The sequence below is a fragment of the Paenibacillus sp. M-152 genome, from assembly GCF_003856555.1.
Classification (GTDB): Bacteria; Bacillota; Bacilli; order Paenibacillales; family Paenibacillaceae; genus Paenibacillus; species Paenibacillus polymyxa_C.
Window position 1 is genome coordinate 1,716,581 of the sequence record NZ_CP034141.1, and the last position, 23,469, is coordinate 1,740,049.

22 protein-coding genes are annotated in these 23,469 nt (G+C 45.1%); 15 read left to right on the top strand and 7 right to left on the bottom strand.

From position 1 onward, the window contains the following. Nucleotides 1-161: 161 nt before the first annotated feature. The 4 genes from EGM68_RS07725 to EGM68_RS07740 all read right to left on the bottom strand — a co-directional run bounded on the left by EGM68_RS07725 (nucleotide 162) and on the right by EGM68_RS07740 (nucleotide 3,426). Nucleotides 162-1,022 (bottom strand): YitT family protein, encoded by an 861-nt coding sequence (locus EGM68_RS07725; RefSeq protein ID WP_058711778.1) that lies wholly within the window; start codon nucleotides 1,020-1,022, stop codon nucleotides 162-164. Nucleotides 1,023-1,106: 84 nt separating this feature from the next. After that, nucleotides 1,107-2,333 (bottom strand): cation:proton antiporter, encoded by a 1,227-nt coding sequence (locus EGM68_RS07730; RefSeq protein WP_129548950.1) that lies wholly within the window; start codon nucleotides 2,331-2,333, stop codon nucleotides 1,107-1,109. 4 nt (nucleotides 2,334-2,337) lie between these two features. Continuing rightward, entirely contained in the window at nucleotides 2,338-2,832 is a 495-nt protein-coding gene (locus EGM68_RS07735) for a cation:proton antiporter regulatory subunit (protein WP_017426654.1), read from the bottom strand. 198 nt (nucleotides 2,833-3,030) lie between these two features. Beyond that, on the bottom strand, nucleotides 3,031-3,426 hold the full coding sequence (locus EGM68_RS07740) for a hypothetical protein (RefSeq protein ID WP_040101780.1): 396 nt from the start codon (nucleotides 3,424-3,426) through the stop codon (nucleotides 3,031-3,033). A 239-nt stretch (nucleotides 3,427-3,665) separates the two neighbouring features. On the opposite strand from EGM68_RS07740, the gene EGM68_RS07745 reads away from it, so the two are divergent. The 12 genes from EGM68_RS07745 (at nucleotide 3,666) to EGM68_RS07800 (ending at nucleotide 16,442) form a co-directional block, all read left to right on the top strand. Continuing rightward, nucleotides 3,666-4,547 (top strand): putative sporulation protein YtxC, encoded by an 882-nt coding sequence (locus EGM68_RS07745; protein ID WP_040101779.1) that lies wholly within the window; start codon nucleotides 3,666-3,668, stop codon nucleotides 4,545-4,547. 61 nt (nucleotides 4,548-4,608) lie between these two features. Then, complete coding sequence (locus tag EGM68_RS07750) at nucleotides 4,609-5,184, top strand: 3D domain-containing protein (RefSeq protein ID WP_064963904.1); 576 nt, start codon at nucleotides 4,609-4,611, stop codon at nucleotides 5,182-5,184. Nucleotides 5,185-5,270: 86 nt separating this feature from the next. Next, nucleotides 5,271-5,579 carry a hypothetical protein gene (locus tag EGM68_RS07755; RefSeq protein ID WP_013370127.1) on the top strand — a complete coding sequence of 103 codons (309 nt, stop codon included), beginning with the start codon at nucleotides 5,271-5,273 and terminating at the stop codon, nucleotides 5,577-5,579. Between the two features lie 195 nt (nucleotides 5,580-5,774). Then, a complete protein-coding gene (locus tag EGM68_RS07760) occupies nucleotides 5,775-7,358 on the top strand; it encodes a S1C family serine protease (protein WP_058829261.1) in 1,584 nt (527 codons plus the stop codon). A gap of 151 nt (nucleotides 7,359-7,509) precedes the next feature. Further along, the gene (locus EGM68_RS07765; RefSeq protein ID WP_013370129.1) at nucleotides 7,510-8,199 is read left to right on the top strand and encodes a response regulator transcription factor; all 690 of its coding nucleotides are present in this window, start codon (nucleotides 7,510-7,512) and stop codon (nucleotides 8,197-8,199) included. Nucleotide 8,200: 1 nt separating this feature from the next. After that, nucleotides 8,201-9,679, top strand: coding sequence for a sensor histidine kinase (locus EGM68_RS07770; RefSeq protein WP_013370130.1), 1,479 nt, complete (start codon nucleotides 8,201-8,203; stop codon nucleotides 9,677-9,679). Nucleotides 9,680-9,790: 111 nt separating this feature from the next. Next, complete coding sequence (locus EGM68_RS07775; protein WP_129548951.1) at nucleotides 9,791-10,747, top strand: 4-hydroxy-3-methylbut-2-enyl diphosphate reductase; 957 nt, start codon at nucleotides 9,791-9,793, stop codon at nucleotides 10,745-10,747. 265 nt (nucleotides 10,748-11,012) lie between these two features. Beyond that, nucleotides 11,013-12,050 (top strand): 3-deoxy-7-phosphoheptulonate synthase, encoded by a 1,038-nt coding sequence (gene aroF / locus EGM68_RS07780; RefSeq protein WP_017426658.1) that lies wholly within the window; start codon nucleotides 11,013-11,015, stop codon nucleotides 12,048-12,050. Nucleotides 12,051-12,322: 272 nt separating this feature from the next. Beyond that, a complete protein-coding gene (glnA, locus tag EGM68_RS07785; RefSeq protein WP_013370134.1) occupies nucleotides 12,323-13,747 on the top strand; it encodes a type I glutamate--ammonia ligase in 1,425 nt (474 codons plus the stop codon). A gap of 269 nt (nucleotides 13,748-14,016) precedes the next feature. Then, nucleotides 14,017-15,108 carry a 3-phosphoserine/phosphohydroxythreonine transaminase gene (gene serC, locus EGM68_RS07790; protein WP_013370136.1) on the top strand — a complete coding sequence of 364 codons (1,092 nt, stop codon included), beginning with the start codon at nucleotides 14,017-14,019 and terminating at the stop codon, nucleotides 15,106-15,108. Nucleotides 15,109-15,352: 244 nt separating this feature from the next. Further along, a complete protein-coding gene (gene trmL, locus EGM68_RS07795; RefSeq protein ID WP_025676392.1) occupies nucleotides 15,353-15,817 on the top strand; it encodes a tRNA (uridine(34)/cytosine(34)/5-carboxymethylaminomethyluridine(34)-2'-O)-methyltransferase TrmL in 465 nt (154 codons plus the stop codon). Nucleotides 15,818-16,193: 376 nt separating this feature from the next. Further along, a complete protein-coding gene (locus EGM68_RS07800; RefSeq protein WP_014599574.1) occupies nucleotides 16,194-16,442 on the top strand; it encodes an AbrB/MazE/SpoVT family DNA-binding domain-containing protein in 249 nt (82 codons plus the stop codon). Nucleotides 16,443-16,541: 99 nt separating this feature from the next. On the opposite strand, the gene EGM68_RS07805 is transcribed toward EGM68_RS07800, so the two are convergent. Beyond that, nucleotides 16,542-17,609 (bottom strand): phosphodiester glycosidase family protein, encoded by a 1,068-nt coding sequence (locus EGM68_RS07805; protein WP_040101776.1) that lies wholly within the window; start codon nucleotides 17,607-17,609, stop codon nucleotides 16,542-16,544. Further along, entirely contained in the window at nucleotides 17,606-18,013 is a 408-nt protein-coding gene (locus EGM68_RS07810; RefSeq protein ID WP_013370140.1) for a hypothetical protein, read from the bottom strand. Before EGM68_RS07810 ends, EGM68_RS07805 begins: the two co-directional genes overlap by 4 nt. A gap of 271 nt (nucleotides 18,014-18,284) precedes the next feature. Between EGM68_RS07810 and EGM68_RS07815 the strand changes: the two genes are divergently transcribed. Both EGM68_RS07815 and EGM68_RS07820 read left to right on the top strand, forming a co-directional pair. Further along, on the top strand, nucleotides 18,285-18,941 hold the full coding sequence (locus tag EGM68_RS07815) for a response regulator transcription factor (protein WP_013370141.1): 657 nt from the start codon (nucleotides 18,285-18,287) through the stop codon (nucleotides 18,939-18,941). A gap of 48 nt (nucleotides 18,942-18,989) precedes the next feature. After that, nucleotides 18,990-20,243, top strand: a complete 1,254-nt coding sequence (locus EGM68_RS07820) for an aminotransferase-like domain-containing protein (protein ID WP_129548952.1) — start codon at nucleotides 18,990-18,992, stop codon at nucleotides 20,241-20,243. A 20-nt stretch (nucleotides 20,244-20,263) separates the two neighbouring features. On the opposite strand, the gene EGM68_RS07825 is transcribed toward EGM68_RS07820, so the two are convergent. Then, complete coding sequence (locus EGM68_RS07825) at nucleotides 20,264-21,097, bottom strand: DUF2161 domain-containing phosphodiesterase (protein ID WP_013370143.1); 834 nt, start codon at nucleotides 21,095-21,097, stop codon at nucleotides 20,264-20,266. A 282-nt stretch (nucleotides 21,098-21,379) separates the two neighbouring features. Between EGM68_RS07825 and EGM68_RS07830 the strand changes: the two genes are divergently transcribed. Next, nucleotides 21,380-23,275 carry a PrkA family serine protein kinase gene (locus EGM68_RS07830; RefSeq protein ID WP_013370145.1) on the top strand — a complete coding sequence of 632 codons (1,896 nt, stop codon included), beginning with the start codon at nucleotides 21,380-21,382 and terminating at the stop codon, nucleotides 23,273-23,275. Nucleotides 23,276-23,469: the final 194 nt, after the last annotated feature.

Here is a 23,469-nt window from a genome sequence, read left to right on the forward strand (position 1 = left end):
TGAACTGCCACCGCCCTTGTAAGCGGCTGTTGCTAAAGAGTAGGGATGCTACAACATCCTTACTCTTTTTTAGTGTCTACATATTAGCTATATTTTATCATTATTGCCAATACGCATGACAATGGAGTAAAAGCGTATTTTGGTTAATATATTGGGCTTTGCTACGTTTCCCAGCACTTCATATGCATAATCTCAGCCTGTGGGTCTGCCATTTGGATGACTGCCTTAAAGCGCTGCAAATCTAGAAGATGAACGCTGTAAACGATGACCATTTGTTCTTTTTTATCTGATTCACTTTTCAACATACCCTTTATCTGGGCAGAGCCTTCAATAGGTGTGCCGTGTAAACGCAACCTGCGATATATGGCATCTTCGACAGTTTGCTGTTTTTTGCTGACAATACAGACCGTGCGTCTCAGACCAGTAAACATCAGCCGGGTCGTTTCGTAAGCAGCGAGACAGGATAAGGCGGAATAGAGGGCTGGCTCCCATCCTAACACAAAGCCAGCCGTAATGAGCAGCAGGCCATTACACAACATTACAATCTGTATTAACGGAATTTTTCGATGGGTTAGTACCAAAGTGGATGGACGGCCATCGTCAGATTCGCTAAGTCCTAGTGAATCAAGCAGCCCCCCGTGACGAGCTGTCAGCGCTGCGCCAAGCCCAATACAGATTCCGCCTCCCAAAGCGCATACGACCGGATGGCCGCTCACTGCCGGAAAAGGCGAGAGAATGATGGCTGAGCCTGAAAAGGCAAACAAGCCGGGGAGTGCGCGAAGCAGCATGGGCTTGTGAGTAGACAAAGAATACAGCAGCATTAGTGGCAAGTTTAATACGAATAGCAGTAATCCAAAATGCTCCTGTGTGTAAAGCGACATGAGTCTGGAGATTCCTGTAACGCCTCCAGCGATCATATCGTGCGGATGTAAAAACAATTCCAGACCGACGGATGCCGTAATTCCGCCAATCACCGTATAAAAGACAGGGAACCTGCTCGCATCTCCTGAAGCGGGCTTCACAAGCCGCCTCATAGAGTTTTGGCATGTTTTACAGCGTGCGGCATAGCCTTCCCTCCTATGGATTGTCGTATCCAGCTTTTACAGTTACGCCGATTTGCTTTCTTCCTTTCGTAAGCGAGGGTCCTTAAATTTGAATACTTTGTTTAGAATATTAAAGATAGGCTTTGACTGCTTTGTCAGAAGTGGTCCAAGAATTGCCAGTATGAGTACATAGATGGCTGCAAAAGGTTGAACAATATCAAGCAAACCGCCTTCTTTACCCAAGTTGGCCATGATGATCGAAAATTCGCCTCGCGCCACAATAGTTAAACCGATATTTGCGGATGCTTTGGGAGATAAGGACGCCGTACGACCAGCCAGCATACCCGCCCAAATATTTCCAAATAGTGTGAGAAGGACTGCTGCCAGCGCAAGCCATATGGCGTTACCTCCTAAGGACAGCGGATCAATGGACAGTCCGAAGCTGAAGAAGAACAGGGCACCGAAGAAATCACGGAAAGGAACAATTAAATGCTCAATCCGTTTGGCGTGTTCCGTTTCGGCCAGTACTAGACCAACCAGCAGGGCTCCAATAGCTTCCGCTACATGAATCGTTTCCGAAAAGCCAGCCACCAGAAACAGTGAGCCAAAAACAACAAGTCCGAATACCTCATTGGAGCGGATACGGAGAATCCGATTTAGCAGAGGGACGGCCTTTCGACCGATAATAATAACTGCAAGCATAAAGCCAAGCGCGATGAGTGCCGATAGCAGTACACCCCCGAGCGAGGAAGAATCGCTAAGAACCAATCCGGAGAGGATGGAGATGTAGACGGCGAGGAAAACATCCTCAAACATAATAATACCTAAAATCATTTCTGTTTCAGCATTAGCGGTACGCTTGAGATCGACCAGCACCTTGGCTGCAATAGCACTGGATGATATTGTCGTAATTCCGGCAATAACCAGTGTCTCTGCTACAGGAAAGCCGCTCAGGAAGCCCAGAGCCAGCCCCAGTGTAAAATTGATGCCAATATAAATGGTACCGCCTACAGCAATGGAACGACCTGATTTAATCAACCGACCTACTGAGAACTCCAACCCTAAGTAGAAGAGAAGAAACAGCACTCCGATTCTCCCCATAAAATCAATAAACGGGGCGCTTTCGATAAACCGAAAATCAAAATGCCATAGCTCCATCGCATGCGGTCCAACTGCCATTCCGATCAGAATATAAAAAGGGATGACCGAGAAGCGCAGTTTGGAGGATATCAGCCCGACTGCAGCGATTAGAGTAATAGCCAATCCAACCTCAAATACCAGATGATCCATCCAATCACCCGCTTCCGTTCATAAGGATTTGTTTAAAGCGTTTCTGCTGGTCACGTTCTCCAACAACAACTACAGTGGCATCATCGCTAATAATCACTTCAGGGCCAGGATTTACATACTTTTTTCCCTTTTTCTCCACAATGGCAATAACCGTGGCACCCGAATTTTGCCTTACATCCAGTTCCCCGATGGATTTGCCAACACTTGCATAGTGGGATTCCACTCTATACCATTCGATAATAAAATCGTCAAAAGTCATTTCTACACTTTCAAGCTGCTTGGGCTTATAAGTCATACCACCGATGATAGAGGCTACCAATCGTGCTTCCTGATCATTCAGGGTTGTCATAGAAATGCTTTGTTCCAGATCCTCGTAATCAAAGTGATATAGTTCACGTCTGCCATCATCATGAATAATAATGACAATTCGGTCACCACTCTCCGCATCTATTCGATACTTAATTCCGATTCCTGGCAAAATAGACTCTCGAATATCCATTTATAAAGCCTCCTGTATAATACGTTTATTTAAGTGAATGATATGGGAAATAAATCACATACTTTGGGAATGACATGATAAAATTAGAATTCATCAAATTTTAAATAAAAAATATAAAATTAAATTTTACGCATTAGATGAATAGGAAAATTTAGCAAAGAGACATGCAATTGTGGTGATATGCATGCTAAAAGGAGGTTAAGCCACATAACTAGAGGTGAATTTGATGGGGAATAAGAATAATTGCTTCTTTAGCTTACAGATGACAGGAATAAAAGGTAGACGTAGCTTAGGAATGCTCATGAGCAGCACAAGCGCTATCAAAATGACAAAGGGAAGTGATTTAGCCACAGCAATCACCAGATGAAGTAACGGGGAGGATTTGCGTACCGCTGGTTTGGAATGATGCTCCAGACCGTGAGAGTCCGTTTCTAACGAAGTAACCTCAGCCTGAGGCATAAGTGAAGAACCTGAAGTAAATTGAAGGGATTGAGTGGTATCTTCCGCGTGAAACGTCACAGGAAGGGACAAAATCTGAACGAGGCTCAATATGACGATCATGAATGTACGCAGCATGTTCAGCATCGTTGACATCTTATCTCCTCCCTCTTGTGAAAAATTCATATCACTATAACCTTAACATACCCCACCCTAAATATTCAAACGGCTTTCGTTTTTTACCTAATCACGGTAATTGTTTATAACACGCTTCACGTCTCTTTGAAACCTGATCAGCCTCTTTTGCATATGTCTTTCTGTTTCCAGTCGTTCACTTCGTATAACCCTTCGGAGGCCGCCATATACTGAAAGCAGTGATCGAAAGGAGTGAGCCAATGGAACTGTTTACAGTGTGGACCAATACAGACGGAGATCAAGAAACCGACCGTTTTTACGAAGTGGTCAAAAGTAGAACCAAGGGACTACATATGTCACGGCGCGGATTTCGATTCACTTTCAGACAGCTGGACAACAAAGTGGCATGGACCTGCAAGGGCACTGAGAGCAATTCGGCGTTTGAAAGCTTTCTTCCCTGTGTATACAGCATCATGTCTTCGGCAATAGCGGATTATATTATCGAAGTCAGGGAGTGGAGGATACTCAATCATATTCTCAACAAAGCCTGCTCGTTGCTGGAGAAAGAGGACGTCGAACAAATTCGTAGCATGATTCGCTCACTGTTAAATGATGATGGTCCCCGAGGACGTTTAAAGCGTCATGGTAAGCTGACCACTCTCCTGGAAAAGGATTTCAAGGAGCTTCGTGTGATCAATTTGGAAGGGCTTATTCAATTCAGACTGCATGCGTATAAAAAAGAGCTTGAAGAAATCGTTGACTATGCCATGGAAGAATTCTGGGCAGATCGGCAATACGAAGAATTTATGGGGCTGCTTAAATATTTTGTGTTTTTTCAGGAAAGCAAAGTTCCACTCGTGCATGTACTTCACCAAGGGGGGCATGATTTTACCATTCTCGATAGTGCCATGGTGCCCATACCGACTCCTGATGCAGATGATATTATTGTGGAAATGCCCGGTATTGAACTGGAGATGGAGGTTGAAGATCGAATCGTCAGTACCCTTATTTCGATATCTCCTGCTTCCATTATATTGCACACAGACGATGAGCACACCCCTATTGTGCGGACGCTCCTGCATATTTTTGAAGATAAAGTGAAGCTAAGCAGACTTTATCCGGGGCAGGATGTTCAAAAATAATCAATAGTTCGTATAAACCTATGGATTTCTGGAAAGCCTTTGCCTCAAGGGGAGGTTTTTTATGAGATCCATGTTGGTATGGAAACGGGTTTTGGGAACCATGTTAATCGCAATTTGTCTGGTATTGCCCGGCAATGAGGTTTACGGTCACAAAGAACCGGTCCAGCATAAGAAATGGCAGTCTGCACCTGTTTTGGCTCCACGCGAAGAGCAGGTTATTACGACCATGACGGTCACGGCAACAGGATATACAGCAGGCTATGAATCCACTGGCAAACGGCCGAATCATCCCGGTTACGGTATTACGTATTCCGGTGTAAAAGTGCGTCGTGACAAAAATACACTGTCCACGATTGCGGCTGATCCGAAGATGTTTCCTTTGGGCAGCATATTGTACATTCCAGGTTACGGCTACGGGATTGTAGCAGATACAGGTTCAGCGATTAAAGGCAATAAAATTGACTTGTATTTTAAAACAATCCGGCAGGTGTATTCTGAATGGGGCAAGAAAGATGTGGATGTTCAAATCATAAAAAAAGGAAACGGAAAGTGTACAGAAAAAATGATAAAATCGCTGCAAAAGGCGATAGAAACGCATAAGACCATTCCGCCCGAGACACTGGATGCTTCCATATAATCCTTGAATATTGTTTTTCCTGACTTCACATACTATGTTTCGGGATGAGCTTATCCCGCAAAACCATACTGGGAGGTTGAGGAAATATGCCAAATCAAGGCGGAAGTTCTTTCACGAACAAAGGCTTCAAGGCAAACACAGGAAATCAGTTCAAAGCGGAATTTGCACAAGACGATACAGTAGGCGTTGTTTCTCAAAAGGTAAAGCAGTCTGAACAAAATAAAATTCAAGACAACTTCCAAACACCAAATGAGAAGTATGACGAAGAATTTGCGACAGATCAAGGCGGTACAAGTGCAGTAGCGCAAAAAGTTCAAAACTCCAGTCGCAGCAAAATTCAAAGCAATGCACAAACACCGAACGAAAAGTTCGACGAGAACTTTAACACAAAATAAAAAAGCATACTCAACGCGAAATGCTCCGGATTGATTCCGGAGCATTTCGCGTTGAGTAAAAGTGGCTAGAAACAATAGGTCTGAGGTTTTATCTCCTTTTTAATTTTTTTTAAGGTGGAATTAAGGTTTAAAGTGCAAAATAAAGTCAGTTAAACAACACCACCTTGAAGCATAGGGTTTGGGAGGAGATATACAATGGACGAATTTAAAAATAATAATTCCGGGCGCCGGAACGACAATGATCAGGTTGATAACGATAAAGCAACTCGGCAAAACGATTCAAACGGTTCCTCATATTATTATTCCTATGGCCCTTTTTCCTCAGTGCAGTCGGACGGACAACGCAGGGAAGGGCAGTCGGTGGAGGACGTTGAGATTACGCCACCGCAGGCAGTGAGACCGCTTCCTTCCTCTTATCAACGTGCTATGCCTGAGCAACAGGATGGTTCTGGTCGGAATAGTGGAAACTGGCAATTTAAACCCAATAAACCCAAGTCGCAGGTAAAAACGATCTTATTATCTTTTTTAGCCGGAATGCTGGTCATTACGGTATTGATGTATACAGCTGACCGAACCAATATGTTCACACCGGAGACAGCGTTGACTTCGGCGGTAGCTGAAAGCGGAGAAACGACGAATTCGGGAACCACTAACTCGTCTCCAAGCGCAGTTCCAGCTGTGATGCCTTCAGGTACGGCTGATGTTCAATCTGTTGTGGCCAAGGCTGGTCCGGCAGTCGTCAAAATTGAAACGCTTGCCAAGCAATCGAGTGCTGGCAGCGGCAGACAAAGTAGCCCTTATTACAATGACCCGCTGTATCAATACTTTTTCGGTAATCAGTATGGCGATAGTGGCAGCAGCGGCAATAGTAACGAAAATGAAGGTAGCAACAGTGGACAGCTGACTCCGCTGGGTATTGGTTCCGGTTTTATTTTTGATAAATCGGGTTACGTCCTGACCAACAACCATGTTGTGGAAGGCGCGAGTGTGGTTCAGGTTACAGTAGAAGGAACCAACAAGCCTTACGAAGCCAAGGTCTTGGGCAAAAATGCAGATCTAGATTTGGCAGTTCTTAAAATTGAAGGAAAAAATAACTTCCCTACCGTAACCTTGGGAGACTCCGATAATGCTAAAGTCGGCGAGTGGATGGTTGCAATCGGTAACCCAGAAGGCTTTGAACATTCAGTAACAGCCGGTGTGCTAAGTGCGAAAGAGCGTACTATCACCATTAACAGTGAATCAACTGGAAAACCGACGCAATACAAGCATCTCATCCAGACGGATGCCTCCATTAATCCTGGTAACTCTGGCGGACCGTTGTTAAATCTTCAAGGGCAGGTTATCGGTATGAACGTAGCTGTTAGTGCAGATGCACAAGGGATCGGGTTTGCGATTCCGTCCAATACGATTTTGGAAGTCGTCGATAAGCTGAAAAATAACCAACCTATTCCGAAAGAACCTGTACCTTTCATTGGTGCAAGTCTGCTAAACTTGAGCCCTGAAGTAGCCAAGGAATTGGGTACATCTCTGACCGAAGGTTCGGTTGTTCGGGATATTATATACAAATCACCAGCTTATCAGGCCGATCTGCGTCCTTACGATGTAATTATCGGAGCCAATGGCACGCCTTATAGCACATCACAGGAGTTAATTCAATTTATCCAAAAACAAAAAGTGGGTACAGCACTTACGCTTAACATCGAACGAGCCGGGCAGAAAAAAGATATTCAGCTGAAAATAGGCAACAAAAATGATTTTAGCTCGACTCTTCAGCAGTAGGAGAATAACTCTAAAAATTGAACATGAACGTAAGAAACGGAAGGAAGACGCCCCTTCCGTTTCTTGCTGTATGCGGTGGCAAGATGCTACACGCGTCTACTCCTGCTACAATAGAGGGAAAAGAAGAAGAGATAAAGGAGTTTGATCGTGTATGCGTTCTACTATTCTGATCATTGATGACGATGAAAAAATCGTATCCATGCTGCGCAGAGGGCTGGCTTTTGAAGGATATGAAGTGCTGACAGCCACCAATGGAGCAGAGGGATTAAATAAAATGCTAACAGCTGAGCCTGATTTGGTCGTACTGGATGTAATGATGCCGCAGGTCGATGGTTTTGAGGTTTGCCGGCGTATGCGAGAAGGAGGAAGCACGGTACCTGTCCTAATGCTTACAGCCAAGGATGAGGTGGAGAACCGGGTGAAGGGTCTGGATCTGGGGGCTGATGATTATCTCGTGAAGCCGTTTGCTCTGGAGGAGTTGCTGGCACGAGTGCGAGCGCTTTTGCGGCGTAAAACTGAACAGCAGGACAATAATGGGAATCGGCTTACCTTCGAGGATTTACAACTGGATAATGAATCGCGTGAAGTGGTTCGTGGTGGCAAACGCTTGGAACTGACGGCCAAAGAATTTGAACTGCTCCATTTGTTCATGCAAAACCCGAAACGCGTTCTGTCGCGTGATCTGATTATGGATAAAATTTGGGGCTATGACTATAGCGGGGAATCGAATGTGCTGGAAGTATATATTGCCATGTTGCGACAAAAAACCGAGCAGGATGGTGGCAAACGGCTTATTCGTACAATTCGGGGAGCTGGCTATATTTTAAGAGGTGATGTGTAATATGTCTATTCGGTGGCGGCTGACAGCTTGGTATTCGAGCATCTTGGCTATAGTGCTTGTCATTTTTGGTCTGGCTATTTACGGACTAGTATATTACTACACATATAATGAAGTGAAAAGTCAGCTTATGACTCAGGCGCCACAGATTAACAAGCAATTACGCCTTATTATAAAAGGGGGATTGTTTGAGGTCCCTAACCTGGATCTTGGATTGGAGCAGGGGCGTGGAATAGATGACTCACAGCTATATGTTCAAATTTATAATTATACGTCCGGTGTAACTAAAACGACCCAAAATATGAAAGACCTTAGTATCACCTTCCCTGTTCCGTCTACAGCGGCAGGAGCAGTTCAAAATGAGGGAGTTCGGCGTGTGAACGTAAATGGTGATTCCTTTATGATTTATCAACAGTCGATCAAATCCGAGGAATTGGGCTTGGTGGTCGGGCTGCTACAGGTAGGGCAATTCACGGGCTCTCAGGACCGACTCATGAACAGGTTACAAAATGTGCTTGTGTACGGTTCGTTATTTGCCTTACTGGCTGCTGCGACCTCTGGTCTCTTCCTGGCTCGTAAATCTATGAAGCCGCTGGTTAAGGTCATTGAGGGGGCCAATCAGATTCAATCGAGTAATGATTTGAGTGTTCGGATTGAATATGACGGTCCGCCAGATGAAATTGGACAATTGATCGGGACGGTTAACAACATGCTGGGGCGTACAGAAGTGTTCTACAAGGAACTTGAAGATGCATATGGTGCGCAGCGTCGCTTTGTGGCCGATGCTTCCCATGAACTGCGCACACCCTTGACGACGATTCGTGGCAACGTTGATTTTCTGCTCAAAATGTGGACTACTGAACCGGGCGAGCGACCGAATATGGATGAAGCCATGATTCGCGAGCTTTCCATGGAGGCGCTGAATGACATGGCGGATGAAGGCAAACGAATGAGTCGGTTGGTGAGCGATATGTTGTCACTCGCAAGAGCGGACACAGGGAAAACGTTCGATAAGATGCCTGTTGCGCTGGAGCCGCTCGTAAACGAGGTTGCCCGTCGTGCTCAGTTTTTGGAGCGAACAGCCGAATGGAATGTGGGTGACTTTTCGTTGTTGAATGGTATTTATATGGACGGAAGCAAAGATTATTTGCAGCAAATGCTATTCATTTTCATTGATAATGCTTTTAAATATACACCTGAAGGCACAGTCCGATTTGATGCAATTGTATATCAGGGACAGGTGGGGCTACGGATCAGTGATACAGGCATTGGTATGGACAAAAGTGAGGTTCCCTTTATTTTTGACCGGTTTTACCGGGCAGATGAGTCACGCGGCGTGACAGAGGGAATTGGCTTGGGATTATCGATTGCCAAGTGGATTATTGATGAACATCAGGGGTCTGTGGAAGTGGTTACGCGCCAAGGAGAAGGAACGACCTTTGTCATTTGGCTTCCAGTCAGCTTTTCCGCGCCATTGGAATAGGCTATAATAGGAGGGGAACTACATCATAGAATTGGCCGGTAGAGGCATAAAAGCCCACAGCTGTCCAGTTATTGGAGCTGTATACTGTGTCGAAGAAAGTGGGGGCTATTTTTGGAGGTACTCAGAATTTCGCCCCGGGGTTACTGCTACGGCGTAGTCGATGCCATGGTATTGGCTCGTCAGGCAGCCAGAAATTTGGATTTACCCCGGCCTATTTATATACTAGGCATGATTGTTCATAACAGTCATGTTACCAATTCCTTTGAAGACGAAGGGATTATTACATTGGACGGACCGAACCGCATGGAGATTTTAAGCCAGGTAGAGAGTGGTACTGTCATCTTCACTGCTCATGGCGTGTCACCAGAGGTTCGCAAGCTGGCACGGGATAAGGGATTGACTACGGTTGACGCAACCTGTCCTGACGTGACGAAGACACATGATCTGATTCGGGAGAAGTCAGCCGAAGGCTATCAGATTGTTTATATTGGCAAAAAGAATCATCCAGAGCCAGAGGGAGCTATCGGTATTGCTCCTGACCATGTTCATCTGATTGAAAGGGAAGAAGAGATTGACGGTCTTACACTGTCAGCAGACAAAATCCTGATTACTAACCAGACAACCATGAGTCAATGGGACATCAAGCACATTATGAAGAAGCTGCTGGAGAAGTACCCAGGTGCCGAGATACACAATGAAATCTGTTTGGCAACGCAGGTACGTCAGGAAGCGGTAGCTGAGCAGGCAGGACAGGCGGATCTGGTAATCGTGGTCGGTGACCCGCGAAGCAACAATTCCAATCGATTGGCTCAGGTGTCGGAAGAAATAGCTGGTACCACGGCTTATCGTATTTCTGATATAACCGAGCTGAAGAGGGAGTGGCTTGAGGGCGTAGCCAAAGTAGCTGTGACCTCCGGGGCTTCAACACCTACGCTGATTACCAAAGAGGTCATTACGTATTTGGAACAGTATGATGCGGATAACCCGGAAACATGGGAGATTCGGCGAACCATTGATATGAAAAAACTGTTGCCTCCTGTACGAGAAAAGTCAAAAACGACGAAATAGTATGTGATTGATTACAGCCGTTATTCGGATACAAAGTCCGGGTAGCGGCTTTTTTTAAACTGTTTAAGTGCCGATATTATCCAATTAGACCAGCTACACTAATTCAAAAAAATAGAACAATTCGGGATAATTAAGCCTTGACGAGTCAAGTTAAAACAGGTATAGTTGCTTTAATGAATAAAAGCTTAAAAGCGAACAAGCGTCTAAGTGTCATAATATCATCCTATGTGATTGTAAAATATGGTTTATAGAGAGGAAGAAAAAAATGATCGTTATCGCTGGTGTTCAAACACCTGAAGAACATATTCAAGCTATTGTTGAAGTTATTGAAAAAGAAGGATTGCAGGCTCATGTATCGCGAGGATCGGATCGTACGATTATCGGGCTGATTGGAAGCGTAGAGCCGAAGCTGGCAGAACATCTACGCCAAATGAAGGGTGTAGAAAATGTGGTTAAAATTTCGAAGTCCTACAAATTGGCCAGCCGTGATTTTCATCCGGAAAATACGGTGATCTCAATCAAAGGTGTAAATATAGGCGGGGGCGAGCTTGTCGTTATGGGGGGACCATGTGCTGTTGAGTCTGCTGCACAGATCGATGAAATTGCCGGATTGGTCAAAGCTGCAGGAGCGCAAGTCCTTCGTGGAGGTGCTTTTAAGCCGCGTACAGGGCCATACAGCTTCCAAGGAACGGGTGTAGAAGGTTTAATCATGATGGCTGAGGCGGGTCAGAAGCACGATCTCTTGACCATCACAGAGGTCATGACACCTGAATACGTAGACATCTGCGCGGAATACGCCGATATTCTGCAAGTAGGTACACGTAATATGCAAAACTTTGATCTTCTGCGCAAGCTGGGTACTTGCGGCAAGCCAGTATTGCTCAAGCGCGGTTTCAGCTCGACTTATGACGAGTTCTTGAATGCTGCTGAGTACATCTTGGCAGGCGGCAATCCAAATGTTATGTTGTGTGAGCGCGGTATCCGTACATTCGAAACTTACACGAGAAATACGCTCGACTTGTCCGCGATCCCTGTTTTGCAACAGTTGAGCCATTTGCCGGTCATTTCCGATCCTAGCCATGGCACAGGTAGACGTGAACTGGTTGTTCCTATGACGAAGGCTTCGGTAGCTGCCGGAGCGGATGGTTTAATTATTGAAATGCATACAGACCCTGACAACTCGATGACGGGGGATGGTGTACAGTCCCTATTCCCGGATCAATTTGCAGATTTACTAAAAGATTTGGAACTGTTAGCTCCTGCAATTGGGAAAACATTCCACACACCTAGTGCCGTATCTTAAAACTAATTATTAACATTAATGCATAAAAGTTTTGCCGCAATGCAGTAAATGAGAGTAAAATCACCTAAAAGCCCGATGTTTCGGGCTTTTTGTATTGTTCAAATGTTATCAAGGGCGTAAGCATATCTAACATTAGTTTAAAAAATACCTTACATAGCTATTGACCCGTGTCATGTTTGAGATTTATAATGACGACAGAAAAAAACATTCGATCATGAACATTTCAGGGTTGTATAAGACTTAATGTTCGGAAAAATTGGGAGGAAGAAGACATGTCCGTTGAAAACGTATTGAAAACAATTCAAGAAAATAATATTGAGTGGGTAGATTTTCGTTTTGTAGATTTGTCTGGTCGTGCTCACCATATTTCGTTGCCAGCTTCCGAAGTAGATGAAGAAACATTTGTTAACGGTGTTGCTTTCGACGGTTCTTCCATTCCCGGCTATCGTGGCATTGAGGAATCCGACATGGTTATGCTGCCCGATCCAGAAGCGGTTTTTATCGACCCTTTCACTCAGCATCCTACACTGAATATCCTGTGTGACATTGCTACGCCAGACGGCGAAAAATATGACCGTGATCCTCGTGGCATTGCTAAAAAAGCTGAGGAATTTCTGCAATCCGCAGGAGTGGGCACAGCGGCATTCTTTGCACCTGAATCTGAATTTTTCATCTTTGATGATGTTCGCTACGAAAGTGGCATGAACAGCTCCTCCTTCTTCGTAGATTCTGAGGAAGCAGCTTGGAACACGAACCGCAAGGAAGAAGGCGGCAACCTGGGCTTTAAAGTGGGAGTGAAGGGCGGCTATGTACCTGTAGCACCAGTAGACACCCAACAAGACATTCGTAGTGAAATGTGCCGTTTGCTTGAAGAAGCAGGTCTGAGAATTGAGCGCCATCACCATGAGGTGGCTACAGCAGGCCAAGCGGAAATCAACTTCCGTTTTGATACACTCAAGAAAACAGCAGATAACCTGCTCGTTTATAAATACATTGTACACAACACAGCTCGTCAATATGGTAAAGTGGCAACATTCATGCCGAAACCAATTTTCGGGGACAACGGAAGTGGTATGCACGTTCACCAATCTATTTTTGACGGCGATACTCCTTTGTTCTACGAAAAAGGTGGTTATGCTAATCTGAGCGAAATGGCTCTTCATTACATTGGTGGTATTCTGTACCACGCACCTGCGTTGATCGCTTTGACCAACCCAAGTACCAACTCGTTCAAACGTCTCGTTCCTGGTTACGAAGCGCCGGTTAACCTGGTATTCTCCAAAGGTAACCGTTCTGCGGCTGTACGTATTCCAGTAGCGGCTGTTACTCCTAAAGGCTGTCGGATCGAGTTCCGTACACCGGACTCCACAGCTAACCCTTACCTTGCCTTCTCAGCAATGCTGATGGCGGGTCTGGATGGCATCAAGCGCAAACTGAACCCAATCGAATTGGGCTATGGTCCACTCGACACTAACATCTATGAGCTGTCTGATGCTGAAAAAGGCAAAATCCGCAGTGTGCCTGGTACACTTGATGAAGCTCTGGACGCTCTGGAAGCCGATTATGAATTCCTGACTGAGGGCGGCGTATTTACAAAGGACTTTATTGATAACTATGTAGAGTTCAAACGTTCTGAAGCTAAATCGGTGAATATCCGTGTTCATCCACATGAATACAGCTTGTATTTTGACTGCTAATACTACATCGATAGCATAGCTGCTTTTGAATAACGCTCATTAGCCTGCGGGGAATAGTTGTTGTTCAAGATAGGTCTCCGGTCTCACGCCGGAGACCTTTTACCATTAAGAAGAATATTACAAAATGAAGATGTTAAATATATTAACATTCACAGCTTTGTCACATCGTAAAGGAAATCAGAAACATTTTTATACAAGTCTTGAACGCATTTATGAATACTGCTATCATAGCGATAATATCCACACCAGAGTAGAGAAGGGATGGGAAATTGTTGAGTAAGAGAGCCTACAATTTTAATGCAGGACCGGCGGCATTGCCGCTTAAAGTACTGGAACGTGTACAAGCTGAATTCGTAGATTTCCAGGGAACAGGGATGTCCATCATGGAAATGTCTCACCGTGGAGCCGTGTATGAATCTGTTCATAATGAGGCGCAGGAACGTTTGTTATCTCTGCTGGGCAACCCACAAGGCTACAAGGTGTTGTTCCTCCAAGGGGGCGCAAGTACGCAGTTTGCCATGCTGCCTTTAAATTTCTTGAGTGAAGAGCAGATCGGAAGCTATGTAATGACAGGTAGCTGGTCGGACAAGGCATATAAAGAAGCTAAGCTATTGGGCAAGGCTCATATTGCCGCCTCCTCCGCTGATGAGAAATACATGCGTCTTCCGAATGTGGATTCCTTGGACTTGCCTGAGAATACTGCATATGTGCATATGACATCCAATGAGACGATTGAAGGTACACAATTTAAGCAATTCCCGGATACGGGTTCCGTACCGCTGATTGTGGACATGTCCAGTGATATTTTTTGCAAACCTTTTGATGTTACTCAATTTGGATTGATTTATGCTGGTGCGCAAAAAAATCTGGGACCTTCTGGTGTAACGGTCGTGGTTGCCCGTGAAGAGCTACTGGCTTCCTCACCAGGTAATATTCCTACAATGCTGCGTTACAGTACTTATCAAAAGAATAACTCTCTCTACAATACTCCCCCATCCTTTGCCATATACATGGTGAATGAAGTGCTCAAATGGATCCAGGAGGAAGGCGGTTTAGAAGGCATCGAGCGTGTGAATCAGCAGAAAGCTGCTCTGCTATACGATCGTATTGACAGAAGCGAAGGCTTCTATCGTGGCTGTGTGGACAGCGCTGATCGTTCTATTATGAACGTAACCTTCCGCCTTGCAAATGAGGATCTGGAAAAACAATTTATTAAAGAATCCGAACAAGCGGGTTTCATCGGATTGAAGGGGCATCGCAGTGTAGGAGGGCTTCGCGCCTCGATCTACAATGCGGTTCCACTGGAGAACTGTCAAGCATTAGCCGAGTTTATGGATGGATTTAAGCAACGTAACAGTTGATTACACAGACATATATTTCGATACACGATATTTGAAATCGAAAAGTAAAAATAAAGCCTTCCCTGAATGTGTATAGGGGAAGGCTTTTAGTGGTGTAGGGAAAATGATATTTTTTTGTCGTTTGCTGTCTATATCCCTCTGATTTTGTTAAAATGAAGAGAGTGCATGCTTTCAGCGTACACATTTTGGTTAGACTTTAGGTGATTTGTCTGATGAATTTAATGATGAAAGGGATGAAAAACTGATGCCATTACATATTGTGCTTGTCGAGCCGGAAATTCCAGCTAACACAGGGAATATTGCCAGAACATGTGCTGCAACCGGAACTCATCTGCATCTGGTTAAGCCACTGGGTTTTCGTACCGATGATGCTACGTTAAAACGGGCTGGGCTTGATTATTGGTATGCTGTCCACATTGAGTATCACGAGTCTTTTGCTGAAGTACAAGAGAAATATCAAGCAGGTCGCTTTTTTTATGCGACGACAAAGGCGAAACAGCAGTATAGTGATATTGAATTTCAGGATGGAGACTTTTTGGTATTTGGTAAAGAAACGAAAGGTTTGCCTCCTGAGCTGCTAGCTGCTAATCCTGATACATGTATCAAGATGCCAATGTCAGATAAAGTAAGATCTCTAAACTTGTCGAATTCCGCTGCGATTATTGTATATGAAGCGCTGAGACAATTGGATTTTCCAGGTTTATCGTAATAAACATCAATCGATCAAGTATAAATGCGAATAAAGAACCAGGACCTTAGTTGCTGAAAAAAGTTGCACTATTATTGCTCGAAAGTACATGACAGTAGAGCTTGAATAAAGGATATATGGTCATAAATTTGCGGAAATTCTCTGTGAAAGCTAATGATAATTAGCTTTCCGGTCGATAAAAATATTATAGACATTCTGTACCATACTTTGATATGGTTCATGATTTTATGAAAAAATGTAATAAAATTTCCTGCGATCAGCAGGATTCGACAAAAAGACAGCGAATACTACATAAAGAATAGTGTCTTTGTACCTAGTTTTTCGCCTGGAAAGAAAATTGAAAGCTAATACTCAATAGGAGAGGTGTACGATCACGATGAAACCTGCCGGTGTGGTACGTAAAGTTGATCAGTTGGGGAGAATAGTTCTGCCTAAGTCACTACGTAAAAGATATCAAATGAATGAGGGAGATCCTGTCGAAATTTTGGTTCAGGGCGACCATATTATTTTGGAGCGTTATCGTCCAAAATGTGTATTCTGTGGCTCAATAGAACAAGTGAACGATTTCAAAGAACGTTATATTTGTGCTCAATGCCTGACAGAAATGACACAGTACTCCTCCTAAATGAGGCAAAAGCATCACGACATTCGTTCGTGATGCTTTTTTTCGGATAGAGCTATGCCTGAACAGCATATATTTAATTGGATAGTAAACTACACCTAACTATTTATAGAACAAAAAATGAGTAGGGACTGGACGCAAATTACCATCTGACGGTTTGTTTACGATTCGGCCGTTTAGTATAAGGGACGAGGAACCGCCGCCGTCCAAATTATAAGCATCTTGAACACCCAGATTGAACATCTTCCCTTGGAGTTCTTCGAGCGTTGCACCTGAACCCCCGCTTTCATTGTAGCCGTCTACGACAATAATGAGCAACTGATCATCTTTATAGTTGCCAATGACTGTACGTGGAGCCCGCTTGGGAGAGACTTTCCATTTATCAGGAATAGGCACTTTTTGTCCCCTTTGTAACAGAACGGGAACGAAGGTAGCTCCAAAGGCAGGTTTTAAGCTGTCAAGAGCACCTTGATTGTAAAATTTGCCCCCAATAAGCTTGCCGTCGTTACTCAATCCAACGAATGACAAGTCCTTGAAACTCGACTGAAAGCCAGTAAGGTAGTGGCCGTTCAAGACAGTAGTGCTTAATGGATAGCGTTTGCCATCTCCATCGGCAAAGCCGCCTGCGTTGATGCCAGCAATAGCTCCGTGTCTCAAGACTGCACGCATGGTCGTTTCTGAGCCACCCAACTTGTCATTTCCCAAAGACATTTTCATTGCCGTAGGATCTTTAAGTTTGACTTTCATAGCGTATCCGTGATAAATTCCCGGGTTTACTTTAAACAATTCAATGGTAATCCGGTTGCTATCTACCTGGTAATAGGGAACACCCAGTTTGGCAGTGATGCGCCGATTATAGATAACCGCGGGTCGCTTGGACTGCGCAGAGGCAGTCACGACAAGCTGATTCATCGTTTGGGTCGTTTGTTTGTAGAGCTCAGACGTCCGGCGAATCGTAGATAAGGTATACGTTGCTGTTTGCTTGGCTTCATCAAGCTGTTTGCCTACTGATTGCGCTTGTAGAGTGATTTCGGCTTTTTGCAGACTCGGAGATGTAGATTCAGGAAAGCTCAAAGGGGGATGCACTAACAAAATACACCCTAACAAACCGATAAAAGGAGCAAGGGCCAACATAAAGAACCGGTTTACTAGCTTTGTATCTACATTCATTTTAGCAAGTCCATTTTTTTCTGAAGTGTATTGAGTTGCTGTTTGACTTCATTTAATTGAGTATACAGTTTATTGCTATTATCGGTCTTGTTATTGGCATTATCCTTTGTAAAGGTCAGTAGTTCGTTGAAGGACTGAACTTTGCCCTGCAATCCGCTAACTTCCTTGGAAAGTGCAGTCAGTTGCTTTTCATAGTCGGATTTGAGTGCCTGAATCTGTTGGTCTGTATGGGTTTGCATTTCGTTTAGCATTTGCTGCTTCAAGTGATTGCTATACAGATAGGTTGCGAGAGCACCTAGTATAATAAGAATAAACCAAAATAGCAGAAAAGTCTTTACGGGCAACCCCTTTCTTGAATTGCTCCGCCGGGCTTCGGCAGGAGGACGTTCAGGTGAAGCTTGCATGCGATTTTCAACTCCCGTGTAAATTCAAATTTCCAGTCTTTATTTGCAGTACCAATTCTATCATGGGCCTATCTATTTCGCAAAAGCGAAATAGTCATATAAAAATATTGGAAAAAGAGATTGCATCGGAAGGAAGTCCTAGGATACAATTTCCTTAAATCGTTTTCGCTTCCTATACGTTCACATTTACGCAATTTCTACATAAGCATTCTTTAGTTTTATGATTATTTTCGTTAAATATGTATTTTTTTGTAAATCAGGAGGTTTAGATATGAGAAAAGTATGGCAGGTGGTCATCATAGATATTCATCCTACAAGTATGCTGGGAACAAAGCTTATTTTGGAAGACCAGCAGGATTTGCTTGTTAGAGGGATGTCTTCCTCCGGCACAGAAGGCCTGGAGCTGGTTTGCTCCATTCGCCCGGAAATTATTTTAATGGACTATAGGTTGCCTGAGGGAACGGCGGAACCGTTTTTGACACAAATGCGGGTCTTGTCTCCGGACAGCCATATTGTTATTATGACGGATGAGGACAATATTACGTTGTTCCAGCAGTTAATCTCGCTTGGTGCAAATGGAATGCTATCCAAGCAGGCATCACCGAGCCAGTTAATTCACCTGATCAACGGTTTGCGCGAAGGATTTGCTTCATTACCAATGGATTGGATTCGTTGTGGAAACTGGCCATTTATGCCGTTAATGGCTTCGGAGCCTTTTGACGAATTGACGCAAACCGAAGTTTTTATTATGGAACGTATTGTACAGGGAATTACATATGACAAAATTGCTGTCGAGATCGAAGTTAGTCGGCGCTCCATTGATAATTATTTACGTAAAATTTATGCGAAATTAGGTGTGTCCAGCCGGGCGCAGGCGATTGAACGTTATGCCTTATATGCGCGTCAGATGAAGCAGTTATATGCTTGACGCGTCAGCCCGGAGATCATGACTATTTTCAGGAGAAGGAGGATGTTCATGCAATATTCCTTTGCTTCACGAACGGCTGCGATGTTGGCTTCTCCAGTGCGTCATATCCGGGAAAATGCGAGAAAACATTCCTTTATATCTTTGGCTGAAGAATTGCCCGCACAAGAGCTGTTTCCGGTGAAACTATTGGAAGAAGCGGCTCATGATGTGTTTGGCTCCGGCCCTGACGCCCTCCAGTATGGTGAACCGGAGGGTTATTTTCCGTTGCGGGCATGGCTTGCGGGAGAGTGGGAACAGCGTAAAGGAGTAAGAGTACCGCCAGGTCAAATCCTTCTCACCACAGGTAGCCAGCAGGCTATTGACTTGATCGTAAGGCTGATGGTGGATGAGCGTGATCCGGTATTGGTCGAGAACCCGACATCCCCTGGATGTTTGCAGGTGTTATCTATGCAAGGGGCGCAGGTCGTTCCTGTAGAATCAGATGGAGAGGGCGTTATTCCTGAAAAGCTTGAAGCTTTAATGATCCGTTATCGCCCCAAGCTTTTTTTTGCTACGCCAACGTTTACGAATCCGACAGGCTCCTTATGGAGCGCGGCTAGACGGCAGGAAATTTTGGATCTGTGTAGACGTCATGAGGTGTTAGTCGTTGAGGACGATTCTTACGGTGAATTGCATTTTAAGACAAAGCACGAAACTCATGATAAGAGTCCGCATGCGCAGAGCCGAAAGTTTGCAGAGGCTTACCCCTCACTATTCGCGCTGGATCATGCGGGTCAGGGTGGTCAAGTGCTATATATCGGTTCATTTAATAAAACAGTTGCCCCTGCACTGCGAACTGGCTGGGCGGCTGGTCCTGCGCCGCTGATTGAAGGGATGTACGCCTTGAAGCAGCTGGCTGACGTGCAATCCAGTACGATGAACCAACGGCTGCTGTTCCAATTGCTGACCAACTCGCGTTTTCAATGGCACGAGCACTTAGCAATGTTGAACAAGGAATATTCAACTCGGCTCCAATTACTCTTGGAGCTGCTCAAGCGTCCGTTTTGGAAAGATGTGACGTATCATATTCCATCTGGTGGGATGTATGTGTGGGTGAAATTGCCCGCTGGGCTGGACAGCGCCTTGCTGCTCAAAGCGGCGCTACCCAAGGGTGTAGCCTTTATGCCAGGTGCGTTGTGTGCGGTTGGCGATGAAGGTGCGTCCCATATTCGCCTTAACTTTAGCCACCCAGGCCGAGAACAGCTGCTTATGGGCATGAATCTAATCGGTGAGACGATCGGAGAATTTACTGCGCGAAGCTAGTCAAAATAAATATCCGAGGGTCAGTCATCCTCTGCTTCCGCTACAATGGTGGAGTAACCGACGGATGCGTCCGCAATCTGCAATTGCTCGCTACTCTCGTTAAACTCTGCCGCCATTCCAGCGGCAGTTTCAATCCCCTGCTGCTGCAGCACTTCCGCATACTCGCTCAGGGCGGCTTCACCGAACGGAGTCAGCCGATAGCGACCGCGGGCTACACGTTCAAACCAGCCGTAGTAGTTACGCTGGAGTACCGCAGCAGCATCGCTGACGGCTGCTGTACGGGCAAGCTGCGCCGGGGCGGCTTCTCCCAAGCCCTGCAAAGCAGCGGCTACGCGCAGTGCTTTTTCCCGGTAGGCAGTGACCAGCTTGCGCCGGGTGCTACCGCCGACATTGTGGTCACCGCTGCGTGCGTGGAATTCCCGCAGCAGCTTTTCCTTGCGCGAGCCGCGACGAATGGCAGTCGTTTTGTAAACATCATCACTAGATGCCACGGGCTTACACAGCACCTCAACGAGTGGAGGCTTTGTTTTAAAATGCGTGACGGTGAGCAAGCCAAGCCCCAACTGGCGGCACAGTCCGATCAGTTCATTCCAGCGTTGATTCACCGCCCCTTTTTTGGCACGATTCCGTTCTACGGCTACATATACATTGCTGCTTAGCTTCAAGCGCTGCATACCTTGCAGCACTAACGCCAGGTTAAACGTCTTTTTTATCTCCACAATCAGTGGCGTTTGCTGCCCTGGCTTGATTCCCACCAAATCGCAGTTACGCACTTCTCCTTTGACTTCATATCCCAAATTTTCAAAAAAGGCTTTGACTGGAGCGTACAGCTCCGTCTCATGCCGAACCGCCATGGATTCTCCCGCTCCTTTATCCCATTATTCCGAGCTTATATTGTACCATAATGCGTCAGGTCCGCGTCGTTGTTGTCTATTTTAACATAGTGAATTCCTTTGTTTTTGGAAAAAGCGTAGAGACCTGTCACAAAAAATAGGTCAATTCTGAAATCAATCTGCATAGGTATGTATTACACTTTTTTTTAGAGGATCGCATCATATCCTGAAAGGCGTGACGAGTGTAGCCATAATCATCAAGAGTGGAGGATAGTCATTACGCAGTCATGGGAGGAACCGAGCATGAATATTTTTGACCGCCTTGCGGAGTACCGAGCGGAGAACAACCGCTTGGCCTGGAACGGCACTTTTAGAGAGTATATCGAGATACTCAAGAAAGACCCGACACCGGCGATGACCGCTCATGCACGGGTTTACAAAATGATTGAATCTTTTGGTGTAGAAGAGGTTGGGGGACATAAGCGATATAAATTTTTTGAGCAGGAGATTTTTGGGCTGGATCGTGCACTGGAGAAGCTGGTGGAGGAGTACTTCCATTCCTCAGCCAGGCGGCTCGATGTCCGCAAGCGTATCCTTCTTTTGATGGGACCTGTTAGCGGAGGGAAATCGACACTGGTCACCTTGCTAAAGCGTGGGCTGGAGAAGTTTTCAAGAACAGATCAGGGAGCTGTGTATGCTATAGAGGGCTGCCCTATGCATGAAGATCCCCTTCATCTTATTCCTCATGAGTTGCGTCCCGAATTCGAAAAGGAACTGGGTGTACGCATTGAAGGTAATCTGTGCCCATCCTGCCAGATGAGATTGCGTACGGAATTTGATGGCGACATCGAAAAGGTGCGTGTGGAGCGGGTCTTTATATCGGAAGAAAACCGGATCGGCATAGGTACGTTCAGTCCTTCTGATCCAAAGTCACAGGATATTGCCGATTTGACAGGCAGCATCGACTTTTCCACCATTACGGAGTATGGTTCGGAATCTGATCCGCGCGCCTATCGATTTGACGGAGAACTGAATAAAGCGAATCGCGGACTGATGGAATTTCAGGAAATGCTGAAATGCGATGAGAAATTTTTATGGAATTTATTGTCTCTGACCCAGGAGGGAAATTTCAAGGCCGGACGGTTTGCGCTCATCAGTGCAGATGAATTGATCGTAGCTCACACGAATGAATCGGAGTATAAAAGCTTTATTGCGAATAAAAAGAACGAGGCGTTGCAATCGCGGATGATTGTAATGCCCATTCCCTATAATCTGAAAGTGTCCGAGGAAGAAAAGATTTATGCCAAACTCATTGAGCAAAGTGACATGCGTCATATTCACATCGCTCCTCATGCGCTGCGAACGGCTGCCATTTTCTCTGTGCTCACCCGGTTGAAAGAAACCAAGAAGCAGGGTATGGATCTGGTTAAAAAGATGCGCATGTATGACGGTGAGGAGGTCGAAGGCTATAAGGAGGCCGATCTGAAGGAGATGCAACATGAGTTTCTGGAAGAAGGCATGTCCGGCGTAGACCCAAGGTACGTCATTAATCGTATTTCCAGTGCGCTGATTAAGCAAAATGTGGAGTCCATCAATGCTCTGGATATTTTACGAGCCATTAAGGATGGTTTAGACCAACACGCTTCCATCACCAAGGAAGAGCGGGAGCGTTATCTGAATTTCATTTCCGTGGCTCGTAAGGAATATGATGAATTAGCGAAAAAAGAAGTACAAAAGGCCTTTGTGTACTCTTTCGAAGAATCAGCCAAGACGCTGTTTGATAACTATTTAGATAACATCGAAGCTTTTTGCAATTGGGCGAAAATCCGCGATCCGCTCACAGATGAGGAGCTCGACCCGGATGAGAGGCTTATGCGTTCCATCGAGGAGCAGATCGGGGTGTCGGAAAATGCGAAAAAGGCATTCCGTGAGGAAATATTAATCCGTATTTCCGCCTATTCCCGCAAGGGGCGAAAGTTTGAGTATCATCATCATGATCGGCTGCGAGAAGCCATTGAAAAGAAGCTGTTCGCCGATTTGAAGGATATTGTGAAGATCACAACTTCGACCAAAACGCCTGATGCTAATCAGCTCAAACGGATGAATGAGGTGATTAAGCGACTGATTGAGGAGCATGGCTACACTGGAGCCAGCGCCAACGATTTATTGAGGTATGTAGGCAGCCTCCTGAATCGGTAAGGGGAAATAAACAATTGTGTAATGAAGCTATGGATTGAAATGGATGGTGAAGAGAATCCGGCAGGCACAGAGCGTTTGAGGTGCTGGCGGGTTCTTTTTTTGTATTATTAGGGAGTTGAATTTATATACTTTTCTGAAATTAATATGTAAACAATCACAATCAATCCTCTGCTTTTTTAACATTTTCTAAAAAG